Source organism: Plantibacter cousiniae (nom. nud.) (genome assembly GCF_977070315.1).
This window is the reverse complement of sequence record NZ_CDRVEU010000008.1, coordinates 236,125-253,433: the sequence shown is the minus strand read 5'-3', so window position 1 is coordinate 253,433 and position 17,309 is coordinate 236,125. Positions and strand designations below refer to the sequence as shown.

General features: G+C 48.2%; 15 protein-coding genes. 9 read left to right on the top strand and 6 right to left on the bottom strand.

The genetic code is table 11. The features are described from left to right. Nucleotides 1–2 precede the first annotated feature (2 nt). The 3 genes from ACW55A_RS16985 to ACW55A_RS16975 are packed head-to-tail and all read left to right on the top strand — an operon-like array spanning nucleotide 3 to nucleotide 4,003. Nucleotides 3–2,153 carry a hypothetical protein gene (locus tag ACW55A_RS16985; protein ID WP_498811086.1) on the top strand — a complete coding sequence of 717 codons (2,151 nt, stop codon included), beginning with the start codon at nucleotides 3–5 and terminating at the stop codon, nucleotides 2,151–2,153. Further along, complete coding sequence (locus tag ACW55A_RS16980; protein ID WP_498811085.1) at nucleotides 2,134–2,685, top strand: hypothetical protein; 552 nt, start codon at nucleotides 2,134–2,136, stop codon at nucleotides 2,683–2,685. The genes ACW55A_RS16985 and ACW55A_RS16980 overlap by 20 nt, the downstream gene beginning before the upstream one ends. Continuing rightward, nucleotides 2,678–4,003: a site-specific integrase gene (locus ACW55A_RS16975; protein ID WP_498811084.1), complete on the top strand. Its 1,326-nt coding sequence runs from the start codon at nucleotides 2,678–2,680 to the stop codon at nucleotides 4,001–4,003. The genes ACW55A_RS16980 and ACW55A_RS16975 overlap by 8 nt, the downstream gene beginning before the upstream one ends. Before the next feature lie 278 nt (nucleotides 4,004–4,281). Here ACW55A_RS16975 and ACW55A_RS16970 read toward each other — a convergent pair whose 3' ends face one another. The 4 genes from ACW55A_RS16970 to ACW55A_RS16955 all read right to left on the bottom strand — a co-directional run bounded on the left by ACW55A_RS16970 (nucleotide 4,282) and on the right by ACW55A_RS16955 (nucleotide 8,930). After that, nucleotides 4,282–4,422 carry a DUF4427 domain-containing protein gene (locus tag ACW55A_RS16970; RefSeq protein ID WP_498811106.1) on the bottom strand — a complete coding sequence of 47 codons (141 nt, stop codon included), beginning with the start codon at nucleotides 4,420–4,422 and terminating at the stop codon, nucleotides 4,282–4,284. Nucleotides 4,423–5,232: 810 nt separating this feature from the next. Further along, the gene (locus ACW55A_RS16965) at nucleotides 5,233–7,476 is read right to left on the bottom strand and encodes a UvrD-helicase domain-containing protein (RefSeq protein ID WP_498811083.1); all 2,244 of its coding nucleotides are present in this window, start codon (nucleotides 7,474–7,476) and stop codon (nucleotides 5,233–5,235) included. 633 nt (nucleotides 7,477–8,109) lie between these two features. Then, on the bottom strand, nucleotides 8,110–8,505 hold the full coding sequence (locus ACW55A_RS16960; protein ID WP_498811082.1) for a hypothetical protein: 396 nt from the start codon (nucleotides 8,503–8,505) through the stop codon (nucleotides 8,110–8,112). Then, nucleotides 8,502–8,930 carry a hypothetical protein gene (locus ACW55A_RS16955; protein WP_498811081.1) on the bottom strand — a complete coding sequence of 143 codons (429 nt, stop codon included), beginning with the start codon at nucleotides 8,928–8,930 and terminating at the stop codon, nucleotides 8,502–8,504. The genes ACW55A_RS16960 and ACW55A_RS16955 overlap by 4 nt, the downstream gene beginning before the upstream one ends. A 186-nt stretch (nucleotides 8,931–9,116) precedes the next feature. Between ACW55A_RS16955 and ACW55A_RS16950 the strand changes: the two genes are divergently transcribed. Continuing rightward, the gene (locus ACW55A_RS16950; RefSeq protein WP_498811080.1) at nucleotides 9,117–10,085 is read left to right on the top strand and encodes an endonuclease; all 969 of its coding nucleotides are present in this window, start codon (nucleotides 9,117–9,119) and stop codon (nucleotides 10,083–10,085) included. A 354-nt stretch (nucleotides 10,086–10,439) separates the two neighbouring features. Here the strand turns inward: ACW55A_RS16950 and ACW55A_RS16945 are convergent, their stop codons facing one another. After that, the gene (locus tag ACW55A_RS16945) at nucleotides 10,440–10,676 is read right to left on the bottom strand and encodes a hypothetical protein (RefSeq protein ID WP_004665131.1); all 237 of its coding nucleotides are present in this window, start codon (nucleotides 10,674–10,676) and stop codon (nucleotides 10,440–10,442) included. Between the two features lie 379 nt (nucleotides 10,677–11,055). Then, nucleotides 11,056–11,604 (bottom strand): CGNR zinc finger domain-containing protein, encoded by a 549-nt coding sequence (locus ACW55A_RS16940; protein ID WP_498811079.1) that lies wholly within the window; start codon nucleotides 11,602–11,604, stop codon nucleotides 11,056–11,058. Between the two features lie 142 nt (nucleotides 11,605–11,746). On the opposite strand from ACW55A_RS16940, the gene ACW55A_RS16935 reads away from it, so the two are divergent. From ACW55A_RS16935 to ACW55A_RS16915, 5 genes are all read left to right on the top strand, one after another. Continuing rightward, nucleotides 11,747–12,934: an MFS transporter gene (locus tag ACW55A_RS16935; RefSeq protein WP_498811078.1), complete on the top strand. Its 1,188-nt coding sequence runs from the start codon at nucleotides 11,747–11,749 to the stop codon at nucleotides 12,932–12,934. A gap of 73 nt (nucleotides 12,935–13,007) precedes the next feature. Next, entirely contained in the window at nucleotides 13,008–14,336 is a 1,329-nt protein-coding gene (locus tag ACW55A_RS16930) for an aminotransferase class III-fold pyridoxal phosphate-dependent enzyme (protein ID WP_498811077.1), read from the top strand. Nucleotides 14,337–14,348: 12 nt separating this feature from the next. Continuing rightward, the gene (locus tag ACW55A_RS16925) at nucleotides 14,349–15,500 is read left to right on the top strand and encodes an acyl-CoA dehydrogenase family protein (RefSeq protein ID WP_498811076.1); all 1,152 of its coding nucleotides are present in this window, start codon (nucleotides 14,349–14,351) and stop codon (nucleotides 15,498–15,500) included. A 9-nt stretch (nucleotides 15,501–15,509) separates the two neighbouring features. Then, a complete protein-coding gene (locus tag ACW55A_RS16920; protein WP_498811075.1) occupies nucleotides 15,510–15,896 on the top strand; it encodes a thioesterase family protein in 387 nt (128 codons plus the stop codon). 34 nt (nucleotides 15,897–15,930) lie between these two features. Beyond that, complete coding sequence (locus ACW55A_RS16915) at nucleotides 15,931–17,265, top strand: preATP grasp domain-containing protein (RefSeq protein ID WP_498811074.1); 1,335 nt, start codon at nucleotides 15,931–15,933, stop codon at nucleotides 17,263–17,265. The last annotated feature ends 44 nt before the right edge of the window (nucleotides 17,266–17,309 follow it).

Sequence of the window (17,309 nt, the reverse complement as noted above, 5' to 3'; positions counted from 1 at the left end):
CAATGCCCAAACTTAACCCCAACCCCATGAGCGACAGAGCAACATTATCATTGCTTATAGAGCGCGCTCGCCAAAATCTTGAACCCACTATCGAATACCGTGCCTCCTGGTTGAAAAAAGGTGGCATCGGGTCGTCGGAGTGGGAAGTCGTCGGCCATAACCGATCAACTGTCATTGTTAGTTTTGCAGAACCTCTTCCCGATGGAACTTTACTTACGGATGCCGTTAACAAACTAATTTTGACAACAATTCAAAAACATGTCTTTTGCATTCGTGCTGGTTATCTTTCTCCGCAAGTCGATCATCGAGCCTGGGCGAAATACGTGCGATTTTTTATTAATATTACAAGCTGGCAGTTCCTTTTCAAAGAGCGCTATCAGCCCCAATCAAAAGGATTTAAACTTATAAACGAAAACGCCTGCGAAGTCATTATTGAAAACTACAAAAAATGTGGCTGGGCAGGGGTTCTTCAGATCATCCCGCGCTTAAGCGAGTACTTCTGCACATTAATTGACGAGGAATATGACGGAGACAAACTGACAGAACAACAGATTTCAAAAACAATCAAGCATCTCAAGGAAAACTGCCTTTATGTTAAAAAAGGCAATATCCGAAATGGTACAACTGGATTGGTATCTAGAGACTATTTGGCAAAAGCGATCAATACCCATGCGTCAGCTTTTAACCACGATACAGTCAGAATTTTCCTTCGCCAATTTGAAGAATCTTTGCAACAGCCGATTTTAGTTCAGGGAGTACTGACCAGGGCGCAATACAAGTCTCATAAAACTGCTATTATCAATCATGAACAAAATGGTGGAATAACACGAAAATCTCTTATTCAGTTCCTGAATCTCATGAAGTTGCTATCGGAGGGTAACCCATACCTGCCCGACACCATTCCGAGTTTTAAATTCGACCCTGCCGAACATATAAACAAGCAGGACGTCCGGATTGATGGGCATACAAGAAAAATACCATACTCCATTGGCATTTACGCGCTTGGCAAAGCAGTAGAATGGATCATGGTATATGGGAAAGCAATCGTTGGGACTACAGTCGCAACTGTCATGGCGTTTAAAAACATCCCTCCTGAGGAGCTGAAAGGACGCAGCCACCGTTACCGACAGCGGCAAGAGATTTTTGAAGACATTATTTCTCAATACAGCACCGAATCCTTTGAGGGCTTACCTGCTCAGCCCCTTGCAGCGGCTCTGCACATAACTAAGCTCACGAGCCATTCACATGCCGAAAGCACGAGTACGAACATGACGTTTGCCGTCGCATTGGAGTGCTTCGTTGCTGCATGCGCTATAGTCATAGGTTTTACAAAGCCCATCAGAGTTAACGAACTGGCTCACATACAACGGGACGCCCTTAGCTACCAAACCAATGATGAAGGTGCCTTCCTCGCACATCCCATACTGAAGAGACGTGTACCTATTCCTCCCACGATTCGCCGTCCTATTCCCTACATTGCAGCGGTCGCGGCTCAGCTGTTGGCCGTGTTAGGGAATGGGCTTAAGGAGGTGTATGAAGATACGTCCCCCCATTCCGACCACCTCTTTTATTTTCCTTCTTCTAAAGGGTTCAATCAGCCGAGTGGAAAAGGCATCGATGCTCGTATTGACTACGCTATGCGGTCTTTTTGCGACATCATTGAAATCCCCGTAGATATCTATGGCCGTCGCTGGTACATAAAAATCCATGAAATGAGAAAGTTTTTTATTTTCACCATGTACAACCATGCCAAAGTGTACACCGATGATGCTATTCGACATCATGCAGGTCACGACGACCCTCGCTACCTTCATGACTATCTCAGCGGCGAGGTACCTGAAGAAGAAATTATCAGATACAACATTGAAAATATTGAAGACAAGCTCATCAACCTAGAAATCGGGAACGTAAACGAAAGCGAAAACCAAGGACTGGTTGCACTGTATAAGCAAATTTTGTCCACCATGAAGATTACGTCCTTGAAGTCAAGAAACAAATATGAGTTTGATCAAATTCTTCAAGCGCTGCTGGCAACAGACGGACTGCTCATCTCTGTCTATACTATCAGACTGACGACTTACGACTCAGAAGTCTTTGACACCGAAATCGCGTTAAAGTATGGGGAGGCAGCAGATGAGAAATTCAACCGTTGAAAATATCAATAAAAGATTTAGCTGGTTAAAGTCAATATGGGACGGACACCTCACCCTAACTCAGTACCAACTAGAAAAGCTTGTAGACATGAAAACTTTTTGCACCCTAGAGGTACATGATAACTTTGAAAAAATCAGCTACAACAGCATTAAAAGCTTTTGCTTAACGCAAACATGCGCAGACAGTAGCTATGAAGCAGAAAATTTATGGGAGCATCTACTGTCCCTCCGATCAAAAATATACTCCACATATAAACTACCTGAATCAGAAGCCGTTGAAAAAGGCCCAACTGCTGAGATGAAAATAAACGAAGCGTATAACCAAGCGCAATTAGCCACCTATGCTTATCTTGACCTATTCAGATTCTTCAAAAATTTGATAGAGTCTGATACCACTCTGAACAGCTCGACTAAGCTTCAGATCGCTAATTTTCTATTTGAGTCGAACCTTAGATTTGAAGGTATTGGAACGAACACAAGATTACCTTCGAAATCCCTTAGCGTAATACAGGGGGGCAAAGGAAATGCCTGATTTCCAGCTGTATCACACGGGCATGAAGCTCGAAATGCCAAGCAGCGTGATTTACTCTCGAAACAAACAGGCGCCGACTGTAAGAAAGAGAATGCTTTCAGAGCAAGTGTATATGTTTTGGCCAAACGGTTCCCCATGCACTCTCGTCAACATCTGGCTGCAACAGATAAGTACTAAGGCCACTGGTAGCTCAGCCGAAACATTCGCAATCCACATGACCCACTACATCAGATACTGCTTTAACCGGGGCGCAGACCTACTCACCGCTGATGACATTTTCCTTTCGGACTTTGCGAAGTATTTATTAGAAGAAAAGAAACTAAAGCACTCCGCCCTCGCAGACGCTCGCAGCCCCAACCATGTAGCCTACACAATCAGAAGAGTAATAGACTTCTTAATTTGGTACCAGATGCACTATAGGCTCATATCGCAACCTAAGATTATAGGCGAACTAGGCACCGGGGCACAAGTAAATATCACATGGAAAGTTAGCATGCGTGGCCAACCTATACTGTGTCACCCCGCTATTCCTACAGAACGTCCCCCTGTGGGTGACAAAAAGCCTATGCCAGACGATTTCATTGGAAAGATATGTGACACGATTTTGACGCTAAAAACAAAGCCTAGATATCCGTTCGGTGTGAGCGCTGCTCCGAGGCACAATGACTATATTGCAAAAAACGAGTACTTATATAGTCGCAGACTAGCGACGGTTAAACTCTCAAAAATGACTGGTCTTCGCCCCGATGAATTAAACAATATTCCGTTCGACTTGAATCAGCGCCCTATTGAAACTCGAACATTGTATATACCCACACTTAAAACACGCCGACTACCGAGGCCTATACGCGAATTTCCACTTTCCTTAGAGGATGCAATTGAGGTCTCCGTATACCTCAAAGCTCGGAGTGACTTTTTAGCATCTTTAAATCTGGAGTCCAGCGCGACGAATTCTTTTTTGTTTGCGCAAGATGGGACACCAATCGAAACTCGATCACTAGCGCGAGATTTTAAAAGGCTATGTGATCTCTCAGGCCTGGCAGACGTACAGGTGTGTTTATCTATGTTTCGACACAGATTCATTACTACACAGATTGCATATGAGATTGCAAGAGAACTGCAACGCGATTTGCCACAAAAAGACTTATGGCAGGAGGCCGTTCAGAGAAGAATCTTGGCTAAGGTAGCAAAACTCACTGGCCATCTCGACCCAATGTCTCTTAAACATTATTTTGATGAAGCATTTGCAATCGCGATAGCTAGCTCCGCTACAAAATCATCGCAGAAAACAAAAGCTCTTATCCTTCAACTTCCTTGAACTTTCCCAGAATCCCGCCGTGCACAGCGACCCAAATATTGCCAAAGGAATATATGAACTAGAGTTAACCATATCAAAATTGAAAAATTGCTAATAGCTACAAGCAGCTTAATCCATTATGAGTCTCGGCGTTTGTCGCTCGTATGATTACTAACTGGAATCCTCATGCGACTGTTTCCCCTGACACAGTGTCGTCCACTAATCCTGAATGTATTTGACTCATCCTCACCATGTTCATGGAACGCATCCGTAATGTAATACCCTCCCCAAAACGTGACTTAGCAGTTTGGTGCGTCATCAGGGCACATGGAGCCCAACACGCTAAAATAACTGCTCCTAACAAAAAACCGCTCTTGCAGATTTCTGGAAACCGCTTTGGCCATTTGTTCATGCTGCCGGAGATCGCAGTAAGGACTCAGCTAAACCAATGGGGCCAAATAACGCCGTAGGGTATTCACCTTGAACCGCCCAATCGCGACCAAGGATCGTACGTATCGGTCGCTGCTATCCTCAACCATAGCCAGCATCCCCCGGATTCATGTACATGTTTTTGCGGGGTAGACCACTCCAGCACCTGCAACCTCGATGAGAAATTAAGTTTAGCCAAGATCGACTCCAGAACCCGAATCTCCATGCACGATTTGAAATCAAAGCAGCCATTGGCGAAGGCCACTTGCAACCCTTCCTCATCGAGCCCATCAAGACTTACCGGTAGCTAATCGCAGACCAAGATGTGTGTTGGCGCTGATTGAAAACTGACCCACCCTGCCGATTGAAAATTGACCCAGGACGGATTGCAGATTTTTGCCCCAGCAATTGTGGATAAGCTTAGCAGCAGTGTTCCGATTGAAGACGCATCAAGCCCCACCGCATTTATGCATGCAGCAGGGTATTTATGATGCCGATCAAAATGGCTCATCGTTCGCGATATCATCTCCGTCCTTGCACTTTTGTTCCTGACAGCCAACAGCGTGAGTTCGGGCGTTTCGTAGCGGTACCAATGGGTTTCTTCAGTGAACTGCTTTACGAAGGGCGAACGGCGTCGAATTTGCTTTTACTGATGGGGCTGTAATGACTCATGGTTTCCAATCCAAAGGTTTGCCAGGGTGCGTGCGGCCCATAATGAGGATTGATCCACGTGACAGGGTGATAGGCCAACACCTCCCTATGCTGCATGAGTTCACCGCAGCCCTAGCCCTCTGGCGCGACGATGAGCTATTAGGTCGATCCTAGCGAGACGAACCATTCCTCAAATCCACGAAAAAAGGCTTCCTGAACGAAACCTTCGCCAGCGCACTGACCAGGCCTCCCATGAGCGGCTTTGTCGGCTCTACGAACCAATAGCAGTGCCTTTTGGCGCGTGTAATTGCGACATAGGCCAGCCTCAACGTCTCCTCACCCTGGGCTGTGTCATAGGGAGCGGGATCCCCGGCACGCCCCAGCTGGGCTTGCTCGTAGGCCATGTTCCGATGGGGTGACGTCGAAAGCTGGGCGCAATCACCTACCAGGAATACCGCGTCAGCCTCCAGCCCTTTAGAGCCATGATAGGTCAAGAGTTTGATGCTCCCCGCGCGCTTCATCCGCCTTGCCTTATCCAAAACAGGACGCAGCTTCTCCCGCACTTCCCTTTTAGTCGCATTCTTCCGGTACAGCACAAGAACGGTGTGTTCTTGGTCGAAGTGCTGCTCGACGAGTTCAGCAAGGTGCTTGTCGTCCCGATCTAGAACCTGGACTGGATACGCAAGATCCTTGACCTTGGGATGCGCGGCTATTCCATGTTTGTCGTCGTCCTTCGAGATCGAGCGGACGAGGCTCTCGGCAGCATCGATCACCATCTGCTGGGATCGGTAGTTCTCCTTCATGAGCACGCGGGTAGTGCTTGGAGATGGGAAGTACCCCTCGAAGTCCGTGAAAAATTTTGGTGAACTGCCACGCCACCCGTAGATGCTTTGCCAGTCATCACCTACCGCCATGAGCGAGGTTGGGTAGACCGCAGTGCTCGTCGTGACATTAAGGCCTCGATGTCTAGCCTCCCTGAAAACTGCACGGAGCCAAGAAATAGTGTTGGCCCCGCAGTCCTGGAACTCGTCGACCAGCAGGTGCAACATCGGCATGAACACGTCATCCGGAAGCTGCTCAAGATTGGCGGCCCCTCGCTCACCAAACATCTCGAACATCTTGTTGAAGGTCAAAATGGGCGGTGAATGGCTAGCCAGATAATCGTTGAACGCCGGCCAGAAAATACCCAATGCGTGAAAGAAAAGCGCGTCACTACTGCCACGTGGAAATGCCATGTGCCCGACGGCTTCAGTGACATCCAGACCCAGGTTTTCCAGGAAAGAAGCTGTTGAGTGGAAGGCCTGCATGATGGGTGCCTCACCCAGTTCTCCCTCTACCTGATAATCAAGTTTGGGGCATCTGGTCACGTAGCCCTGAAGCACATCGAGAGTCGTGGCGGCCTCCGCGTAGTCATCCAAAAAAATGATGCCTTTGCTGCAGTAGACCTGAAAAAAAGTTTTCTTCATGGTCGTTGCGCCAGTCAACTTCATTGACGGCATGGATGGTAGCGAGAGTTTTCGATCATCTTTGCCGACGCCGAGAATGACGTAGGCGTCCAGCTCGGCACTGTAGCCGTTGGCGTAGAACTCTCGACCATTTAGCGTAAGAGTAAACGGGCCGGGCTCGACCCCCTCAATCGGCCAGGCGCCTGAATCGCGCCATAGCTTATCGACTGCTCCCGTGAGTTCTTCATCACGCTCAGAACACTCCCGCATCCGGCCAATACGCTTCTTGGCTTCAGCGGAGGTGGCTTTCAGCGGAGGCGCAACGACAGATACGCGGACGAGCTGGGCTATCAATTTCCGAAACACTGCGTTGGACTCATACGTATGCTGATACGCAGCGTTCATCAACTCCAGCTGTGCGGAGGTAAGCCGGATGTCGAGCCCATTGTCGATCTCCTCCGCCTCACCGCCGTCGTCCTGATTGAGAGAGAGAAACTCAAAGGCCGTGACTTTGGTGTGGCTCTGGCTCCAGCGCATGAAGTCCAGAATTCTTGAGTGGAAAGTTCTAACGATCTGCCCGGTTATTTTTTCGGTCAGGTCGATCTCCCACAGGGCGAAGACTTCAGCGAGCTTTCGCCTAAAGTCTTTGCGTGACTCGCGCGTGAAGGTTACGACGGAAATATTTTCCTTCGGGATGCCCAGATAACGATGCAGCACCAGCAAGCGGAGCACCATTGTGGTTGACTTTCCGCTGCCTGCCCCTGCGACAATGCACGTCGAAGGGTCTCTGGAAAATATCATTTTCCATTGGTCTGCGGTGGGCACCTGCCCCTTCAAATACTCGGCGACTTTACCTCGAACCTCCTGCTCGATCTCTTCCGTGATGGGGAAGCGCCACCGTTCAAACAGATTGTCATCAATCTGCGGGGCTCTGGCCTTAGCGACTTGACCCGGTCGAAGTTCGATCACCCGTTTCCCGGACTCAAACCCCTCCTCTAGGCCGCGTTGATACCCAACCTCCTCCCCTATCTCGCGCCCTTGGGCTCGGCCAGTGTCCAGCCCCAGGAGAAAACCGCCATCGACACCTTCTTTGCTACCGCGGCTATAACCATGGCGAGAGCCATGCTCCCAAGAGTCCCGGTCATGCGCACCTTGAGCACGAAGCACCGCAGACGCGATCGCGGATAGGACACGCCCCACAATTCCGCTGGGTACCGAAATGTCTGACGCCGGCTCCTGTTTGCTCCTTTCCTCTGCAGATCCCACGCTAATGCCCCATTTCCTTTGCACTTGTTCGCTGTTAGCTACCCAGTTCAACACCTACGAAGTGGCCCCAAGGTAGCGGATGCCTGCAATGGTAATCCCTGGAAATGAATTAAACGACCTGAGATCCCATCGCCCTGGTGGACTGGGCAGCCAGATTGTTCGAGCCTTAGCTGGGCACGTTGGGGGCTAAGCGCTACAGACGATCTGGAGGTTGCAGCCGATTGTCTCCTTGAAATAGACAATGGCTGCAGCAATGACCATGTCCTGGTCAGCACTACGCGCAGTTGCGGAGATCCGGGGTTGAGCGACTAGTACGTCTGCTTCGATGGGTTTGAATCAGCTCTGCCTCAACAGTTCGTCGAGTTTTGCTGCGTTTCCGTGAAAGAAGCGGGTCGGGCGCGCTAGCGTCTTGAGCCGTTCTTCGCGACCGAGCAGGTGGCGGCAGAGATCACCAAACCTCCATTTCCATTTGGCCGAACGCACGGCCTGCGAACACACCTCGACAGCATCCTTCACGCGCTCCCCTGAAGTTGAAGCACCAGAGAACTTGCAGTAGATCAAGGCTACGCGGATGATCAAGCCTTCCTTCCTTAAGCACACAAGATCTGCCGCCTCGCCAGCCGAGTCTTCATCGAACACGGCGTAGTAACTATCGCTGATGTACTTCTGAGCAACTTTCCACTGAATTGAGTCGAGGCGACCTTGGCCGTCCTTCCAGTAGCTCTCCTTCACCAAGTCTGGAACTGGGCGGAGTTAAGAGCGATGTCTTTCGGGTTTCGGGGTTGAATCAGTAAATTGCAGTCGAGCTCACTCAGGTCAACGAAGCGAACGAGCGGTGGACAATCGGTGAGGTACGCATCCAAGAGTATCGTCCGACGGACAATTGTGATCATTAGTGGAGCTCCGAGGGTTTGCGTCACACGGAATCCTAGCTGTGCGTCGAGCCTCAACTCAAACTGGGCGTCCATGGTTTCATATTCCGCTTCGAGTGCAAAGCGTAGCGATTCGCTGTTTAGCGACTGGAAGGTCAGCTCGAACATGTAAAGAGGCTGAGGGGCAGCGCAGGACTGTGTATTGAGCACAACGCGCTCCTCCGGTAACCCCACCAGTTCGGCTGGCCACTCCAGCGCCAGCACAAGCTTTTCGCTAGGGAGCACGTCGATTTCCTAGAGCACCATTACGTTTGCACTGATGTCTTCCAAACGGATGATGTCATCAAGAAGCTTTGTCCCGACTCTTCGGCACCAGGTCAGTATCGACAGGATACTGCGGCTGCCGGCAGCGCTTCGACTTTGTCCGAATTGCTCATATACTGCCCCGCTGAATTTGCCACTGCCGTTCTCATGAAAAGAATACTGCTTGCTGTCGCGTTGTCCATGCCACCGATCCTCTCTGCTTTTGCTGCACCACCTGCTACCTTCACCGAAGCTAAAGTCGTCGCGAAGCAACAGGTCTATCTCGATCAAGCCAGTAGCTCAATGGGCGAGCTTTATTGCGGTTGCAAGTGGACATGGGTAGGAAAATCAGGGGGGCGAATCGACGCAAGTTCCTGTGGCCTTCAAGCCAGAAAACAAGCGAACCGGGCAGAGCGAACTGAGTGGGAACACATCGTCCCAGCCTGGACATTCGGGCATCAACGGCAATGCTGGCAGGAAGGCGGTCGTGAGCATTGCGTGAAGGATGACCCTGCGTTCCAAGCGATGGAGGCCGATCTTTTCAACCTCTACCCATCAGTGGGTGAAGTGAATGGCGATCGGAGCAATTTCAATTACGGAATGGCTTCAGGGGTCGCACCACAGTATGGGCAGTGCAAGACCAAGGTTGACTTCGATCAACGCGCCGCAGAGCCTCGCGATGAGGTCAAAGGTCTGGTGGCCAGGACGACCTTTTACATGTTTGATCGCTACAACCTGAACATGTCGCGTCAGCAGCAACAGCTACTCATGGCGTGGGACAAACAATTCCCCGTCACTTCCTGGGAGCTAGAACGAAACAAGCGCATCGCGGCGATTATGGATCACTCGAACCCGTTCGTAACCGGCCAACGTGCTTGGATAACAGGGTATAAGCCCGTTGGCGACGGTGTCGTGAGCACCCTGCCTCCGCGAATTACCACGTCCTCATCCGGCGTGCCGCAAGCCGCCGGTTCAGCTTCGACCAAAACAATCGTTGGCAACAAAAACAGCCACATTTATCACCTGCCAGTAGGCTGTCCGAGTTACGACAAAGTGTCTGCGAAGAATCAGGTTGCTTTTGGATCAGAGTCCGAGGCAGCGGCGGCGGGCTATCGGAAGGCAGGAAATTGCAAATGAGGTTCCGGCATTGATTTGAAAAGATGCAGCTCAATCACTCAGTTTTGTGAGGTGACGATCCGCTGCGCAGCGCGATTCCCAGTGCAGCTCATCGACCTAAAAATGGCCATCTTCATCAGCTACGAACCCGTCACTGGTAGCGCACGCTGAGCGCATGTTAAGCCAGGTACTTGGATGCCTGGTAGGACGGCGTCTTTCCGGAATGTGTACTGCCAATGAAAATTTTAGGTATTGTTGCTTGCGCCAAAACGCGAGCCGCATGAGTACACGACAATAAAAAAACCCAGCCTTGAGAGCTGGGTCTGATCCCATATCGCCTTTGCAGAGGTTGATCGCTATGGGAACAAAATCAGCTTATTTACTCAGTTGATCCAGCAAGTCGTGCCCTGCCCAGGTAAGCTGATACCTCCCGTTGTCACAGCCCAAAAAACCACCATCCACCATCAACCTCATTCCGTAAGACCAGTCGTACCCCGAGAGTCCGGCAGCTGCAGCGAACTTGTCCAAGTCCAGATAGGTAATTCCAGTAATGTCGGGGGATTCCTGGACAGAAAAAAGGATGCATCTGGCGACTTCAAAATTACGTCTCATTGACCATCCTTGAATCATCCCTGAGTGAAAGCTGGAGCATAGACGAGTTCCGCAAACCTGCTTGATGATCATTACAAAGTGAACGCCCTTGATTGCGAATGGATTTCTCATGCCGAAAAATGACAAGACGTTCAGTGCCCGGCCAGACGACGTGCTCTATAGCTTTGAGCGCAAAATCAACGACCGCTAGCTGATGGCCGGGTGGCTGGGTTTGAGATGGTGCGCGCCGCATCTGGGGAAAATATTTAAAAGACCTAGCCAATACTGGTGATCGTCTGTAACCGGATCTGCCGCATCCCTGGCAGCCATTCTTAGTAGTTGAGGAGACACGTTAGGCCAAATCCACCGCCTTCCCAGGATGGACAACAGGAGCATTCCTCTATTTAGCTGCTGCTTTTCTGCTGCGGAAAGCCTTGACCTTAGCAATCGTTCCGCAAGCTCGACCATTGACCCCGCCCTTCGTCATCCCACACCAGCGCTTGCTTGAGTTGCGAGTGTTGTCGATGAAGACGCAACGACAATCCGGGCATATCTTCAGCTTAACGATTTCACCTCTAATGATGAGGTTCGCTGCGACACTGAGTAGATAACTGGAAGCGTCACCATCAGCTGAAGCGATGACCGTTGCCGTTACCGAAGAGTCGTCAGTCACCACGCCGATATGAAGCCCTTTCTCGACAAATAGCTCGCTCAACCGAGCGTCAGCGCCCTCTTCTCGCAAAATAAAGCGACGCAGTGAGTCTCGCACGCGCGCCAGCTCGTTCCCCCTTGAAGCGTCGCGCTTCAGGTTAGGAAACTGCCCGAAGCGATCAAACCATGATTTCTCAGACAGCAGAAGCTCCGGAAGCTCGTCATAGAATTCTCGCGTCTCATGCGAGATCGAGAACGTATTAGCGACCGCCCTGAGGGTTTCGAGCTCAATTTTCATTTTTTTTCCGATAGCTTGCGAATGAAATATTTTTGCAAAGAAACGAGATCAAGCTAACCTCCTAAGCATCTTAGCCGGTTACGCAGCGATGACAGGCGCCCCACCCGCCAAATTTGGCGTCTAAGCGGAGTGTTCCACCGACATGATAGCAAGCCTCTCCTCGAACTACCGGAAGGTGCCAAGCAAAATGTGGCCCATCCTTGCGATACAGTTCGTCATGAATGCGTCGCATTTCATGGTTGTTCCGCTACTGGCTGTCTACTTGGCGAGCACTATGGGATTGACCTCTTTAGAAGTCGGTACCGTGATGGCGGCAAATCTGCTGTCAGCACAAGTGCTACCTGTAATCACGGGGTCGCTCGCCGATCGCTTCAATGCCAAGCGTTTTCTCATCGGCGGGCTGGCTATGCGGAGTATCGGTCTGATTGTGTTCGCATATGTGACCGATTGGAGAATGCTAATGCTTGCGGCGACCATCATGGGGACTGGAGTGGCCTTGTACGACTCGGGGCTTTACGCAATTTTCGGTCGCCAAGATCAAAAGTCGCGTACGCAGATTTTCCTGGTAAACAATCAGATGTTAAACGCCGGTGTAATAGTTGGGCCGCTATTAGCCGCTATTGTGTCTCACATTGATATACGATTGTCCTTCGTTTGCAGTGCAGCTTTATTCGCAGTTCTCGCCTTAGGCGGATTTGCGATTAAAGTCGAGAGCAAAGCGTTAGCAACCGGAGGGAATATCTTAAGGGATTTGAAAAACGCGTTACGTGACCCTCGGTTAATAAAACTAATAATTTGCTGCTCACCCTGGTACTTTCTCTTTGCGCAGCTTTATGTGTCGTTCCCCCTTTATTACACTGGAATTGCTGGGCCAAATTCTGCGCCTATAATTTTTTTGGCTAACGGTATTGCAGGCATAGTATTCATGTTTGCATCAATGGCGTTCATACACAAATTGCGCCCTGCAACCACCTTGCCCATTTTGTATGTGGTCGCAGCAGCTATATATGCGCTTGTGCCTGTGACCCAAATGCCAATATGGTTCCTGGTTTTCGTAGTCCTCTACACTGGCATTGAGACGCTAATGCTGCCTATGAATGAAACTCTTGTTGCTGAAATTGCTCCAATTCAAAGCCAGAGCACCTACTTCGGAATAGTTAGTGCTGCATCCGCTATAGTTGGCGCAGGAGGTTACTACATAGGCAGCTGGTTAGTGATGAATAGCTCAGCCCTACTCACATGGTTAATATTAAGCGCGATATCCTGCCTAGGATTCGCATTTTCAACTTACTTCAAACGTGCACTGCAGCCGAATACTCAATTTGCGTGATTTGTTAGAAGCTTGAGCCTGCAATTGGCAAGGCTACGAATCTCTCGCTTAACTCCAGCTTAGAGGATAAATCATGAACGGATCACTGCTGCGCTCAAATTATAATTTCACGCCACCTACAATTTCACACGGTCAAGGTGCAACGCTATTCGACGAACAAGGCAAAAACTACATTGATGGCAGCTCTGGAGCTATGGTAGCTAATTTAGGACATGGTAATAACACTATCGCCGAAGCGGCAAGTGACCAGATCAAAAAAATCGCCTATACATATCGAACTCAGTTTTCCAATTCTCCAGCAGAAGCTTTAGCAAATAAGTTAATTACACTGGCAAAAGACAAGTCTAAGGTTTTCTTTCTGAGTTCGGGTTCAGAGGCCACTGAGGCGGCAGTCAGATTGACTCTCCAATACTGGCGCGAGATCGGCCTTCCTACAAAGCGGAAAATACTTTCCAGAAAGATCAGTTATCATGGCAACACTCTAGGTGCATTATCGCTATCTGCCGATGCGCGCAGGCACTCTATTTCTGATATCACCGCGTTTGAGCCTACCGTACCGCCATGTTATTGCTATCGTTGCCCCAAAGGGTTAGTACCTGGCACTTGCAACATAGAATGCGCCGACCTTCTAGAAAACTCCATATTGCAAACAGGGCCCGAAAATGTAGCGGCTTTTATCACTGAACCGATAATAGGTGCGAGCGGCGGAGCTATAGTCCCTCACCAGCAGTATATGAAAAGAATCAGAAACATCTGTGACAAATATAACATATTACTTATTGTTGATGAAGTGATTACAGGTTTAGGACGTACAGGCGAATGGTTTGCGATGCATCACTGGAAGGAGAGCTCTGACATAACCATTTTGGGAAAGGGTTTGAACGCAGGATTTACCCCCCTCTCAGCTATTCTGCTAAATGAGCGAGTAGATGAAGCTATTAGAACCGGAACAAGGCAGGTCTCCTTCGGGCATACTCACAGTGGAAATCCACTATCCACTGCGATCGCTTTGGCGGTAGTAGAAGAAATTGAGAGAAGCAATCTTGTTGAGCGATCACGAATCAAGGGCGCCGAGCTTGGTAAAACGTTAACGGGAATCGGCAATCAGTTCGATATGATCGGCGATGTTCGTGGCATAGGAATGTTGTGGGGCATTGAGTTTAATCAACCAGATTCTCAACTCACACCCTATCCCAAAGAATTTAGCATGACTGACCTAGTTATAAAAACCGCACAAAAGAATGGACTAATCGTTTACCCATGCCGAGGTCTAATAAATTCTACTTTTGGTGATGCAATCATAGTAGCTCCTCCGCTAAATAGTACTGATGCGGAGCTTGATAGCTTAGTATCACGACTATACGAAACACTATCACAGGTAGCTGATGTAAAACTCACTTAAAAGGACGTCGCAATGAATACTACTTGGAATGAAAGTCAAGCTGCTATTCGCAGTGATTTTGCAGAGTTCGGTCATCGTGTAGCAGACCGCGCTTCGAATTCGAGAAAAGAGCGACAGTTTGATCGTATTTCATGGGATGAGTTAGCCTCGTCAAGCTTCTTTAAGCTGGCAGTACCAAAACAGTATGGGGGTATTGGCAACGGATGGTGGGATTTTGCCGCTGCGTTTGAAGGGTTATCTACTACAGCAAGAGATTTAGGTTTTTTGCTCAGCATTATTGCTCACATGGGAGCAATAAGAATCATAACCGAGAAAGGCTCGGAGGAACAAAAACAGCTTTACTTGCCGCGTCTAGCATCGGGGGTCATTGCAGCTACAGCTGCCACAGAGGAGAGCGGAGGATCAGATGTCTCACGAATTCAAACCAGAGCAACTGGAGAAAACGATGGATTTACGCTTCAAGGCGTGAAGAAACACATCACAAATGCTCCTATAGCGGAAATATTTGTAATCGTAGGCAGACTTTCCGTATTGCCTGAAAAACGCGATATGACCTTGTTTATTTTGGACAGAAATAATTTAGGGCTTACTACCGCGCCAGCAGAAGTCATGTTCGGAAACGAAACTAGCCCTACAGGTGACATCTTCATAAAAAATGTAGCACTGAGCTCTAATAACATTATTACTCCTGCCGGAGAAGGCCTACAACAACTGTATAGCATGCTTACGCTAGATCGCCTGCTTTATGCATTGGTCAGCGCAGGCTACCTTGAACCGATTCTATCTTCGGCAATTACTAGAATAACTGGACGCCAATCGTTCAAGAAACCAATGCAAGAACATCAATACGTCCAAGAAAAAATTGTCAACATCAAGCTGGCGATGGAAACATCTCGCCTTCTTGCCTATGCAGCTCTTGATAGGATGCTTAAAGAAGATACAGAAGCCAACCTTATGGCCTCAGCTGCAAAATACGTAGGTTGTGAGAGTCTATGGACTTCGGCACATGAATTTCTTCAGCTTCATGGACACTACGGCTATGTAACTGAGGAGATCACCAACGTAATTAAAGACACCATTGCAACAAGGATCGCTGGCGGCACGAGCGAAATACAGAAAGTGAATATATTCAATCAGTTGCTCTCTCTTCATAAAGCTCTTTGAGGACATATGATGAGTCTATTAATAGGGATAGAGCAAAAGAAAAAAATTACAGTCACCATTGAGCAATCCGATAATGCGTGGGGCGGAAACTTTTTTGTGCTATCAAGCCCTGCATTAATTGGCAACGTTGAAATGCTGTGTGCAGAATTATTAAATGATAAGCTTGAAACATCGCAAACCAGCGTGGGTGTTAAGTTCGATTTTTTGCACACCGCACCTACACCAATCGGTCGTGCCGTTGAAATAACTGCAAAGCTCACAGAGCTGGATAAAAAAATACTGACTTTTACAGTCGAAGTTAAAGACACTCATACTGACAGCGTAATATTTAAAGGCTCTCACAGCAGGGCCATTGTACAGCGAGAGTTATTTGCGGAAAGAATCCGCAATATATGAGACATCAGTTTAAATCACTATACGAGCTCATATAATGCCAAAAATCATTATTGGAAATGTTGATAACGAAAGTATGCTCGGCGACCGGACATTTCTTTCTTACGAATTTAAATGCGGCACTGCGATGGCGGCAGCACGCCTGGCATGGATTGCTGAGGAAGGCGATATTATAATCCTTCCTCTTACTCCAAATATAGAAATGCAGGAATATATGGATTTTATCAAGGGGCGCACCCCAAATTCGATAACATTCATACAGCCGCAGTGGGGAGGCAACGAGTTCTCACCATTAACCGAAGACATCTTGCTATCTAAAACAATGATTGTTGAAATCAAAAAAGCAATGAAAAAAAGTGCAAACTGGACATTGCTGCCATATATGTTTGATAAAACCATTACAAATCTCGCTCGCGAGTTATCTATAGTGGACGGAGACTCAAACATAGGATATCTAGTCGAGGGCGGGGGTGAAATCTTAAATGACAAGGCAGTATTCCGAGCCATGGCAGCAAACAAGGGTACAAACCTGGCACTCGGCCAGCGATGCAGTAGCCAAGCTCAGCTAACAGCAGCGTTCAGCCAATTGATTGGAGTAACTGGCGCTGTAATAATTAAACAGGACAAAAACTCTAGCGCTGATGGAAATATAATTATCAGCACTAAATTGTTACAGTCGGCGCAAGGATCATCAATATGCGAAAAAATCGAAATATCCGAAATTGAAGAAAGTGCTAAAAAAGTCTGGGAACAACTATCATATGCTGCATCGGCCACGCTCATCGTAGAAGTTTACTATGATGTGGAAAAAATACTTTACATGGAGTTTTATGCAGATCAAAAACTTAGAAAGCCTGTATTTTTAAATTGGGGTGAACAACGGATGGAGCCGTTGTTCAGAGGCTTTGTTATACCGCCTGAACTACCTGGATATCAGGCTGCAACGTTCGCTAGCGGAGCAACTGATCTGGCTAGAATGTGTTTAGATATGGGTTTCCAGGGTCTGCTAGACATTGATGGTATTGTCACTAAAGACGGCGAAGTTATATTCAATGAAATTAATGCTCGTGTAGGTGGATGCTCTCATTTGCATGTAATCTGTGAGCATTTGTTAGGGATACGCTACGGTGACCACCACGTAATCATGGCACATAATAAAATCCGGTCAGACAGTCTTAGGCATGCTCTGGAAACATCCAAAAAGCATGGACTTGCATACAATACATCAACTAAATCAGGCATTATCATTACCGTTGACGACACCGAGCGGTCGGGAGTTATCGAGTTTTTATGCATTTCGAACGACCGTATTTCTGCAGAAAAGCTTGAAACCGAATTTGAAAGCCATCTTACCAATGATGCGCGATTTTAGAACTTTTCAACCATGATTCGCTAGTTTTAATTTTTCTCAATAAA

Bases quoted from the DNA above. Each gene is read 5' to 3' on its own strand.
- ACW55A_RS16980 (WP_498811085.1), top strand. From the start codon at position 2,134: ATGAGAAATTCAACCGTTGAAAATATCAATAAAAGATTTAGCTGGTTA.
- ACW55A_RS16925 (WP_498811076.1), top strand. From the start codon at position 14,349: ATGAATACTACTTGGAATGAAAGTCAAGCTGCTATTCGCAGTGATTTT.
- ACW55A_RS16985 (WP_498811086.1), top strand. From the start codon at position 3: ATGCCCAAACTTAACCCCAACCCCATGAGCGACAGAGCAACATTATCA.
- ACW55A_RS16975 (WP_498811084.1), top strand. From the start codon at position 2,678: ATGCCTGATTTCCAGCTGTATCACACGGGCATGAAGCTCGAAATGCCA.
- ACW55A_RS16920 (WP_498811075.1), top strand. From the start codon at position 15,510: ATGAGTCTATTAATAGGGATAGAGCAAAAGAAAAAAATTACAGTCACC.
- ACW55A_RS16950 (WP_498811080.1), top strand. From the start codon at position 9,117: ATGAAAAGAATACTGCTTGCTGTCGCGTTGTCCATGCCACCGATCCTC.
- ACW55A_RS16930 (WP_498811077.1), top strand. From the start codon at position 13,008: ATGAACGGATCACTGCTGCGCTCAAATTATAATTTCACGCCACCTACA.
- ACW55A_RS16945 (WP_004665131.1), bottom strand. From the start codon at position 10,676: ATGAGACGTAATTTTGAAGTCGCCAGATGCATCCTTTTTTCTGTCCAG.
- ACW55A_RS16915 (WP_498811074.1), top strand. From the start codon at position 15,931: ATGCCAAAAATCATTATTGGAAATGTTGATAACGAAAGTATGCTCGGC.
- ACW55A_RS16935 (WP_498811078.1), top strand. From the start codon at position 11,747: ATGATAGCAAGCCTCTCCTCGAACTACCGGAAGGTGCCAAGCAAAATG.
- ACW55A_RS16940 (WP_498811079.1), bottom strand. From the start codon at position 11,604: ATGAAAATTGAGCTCGAAACCCTCAGGGCGGTCGCTAATACGTTCTCG.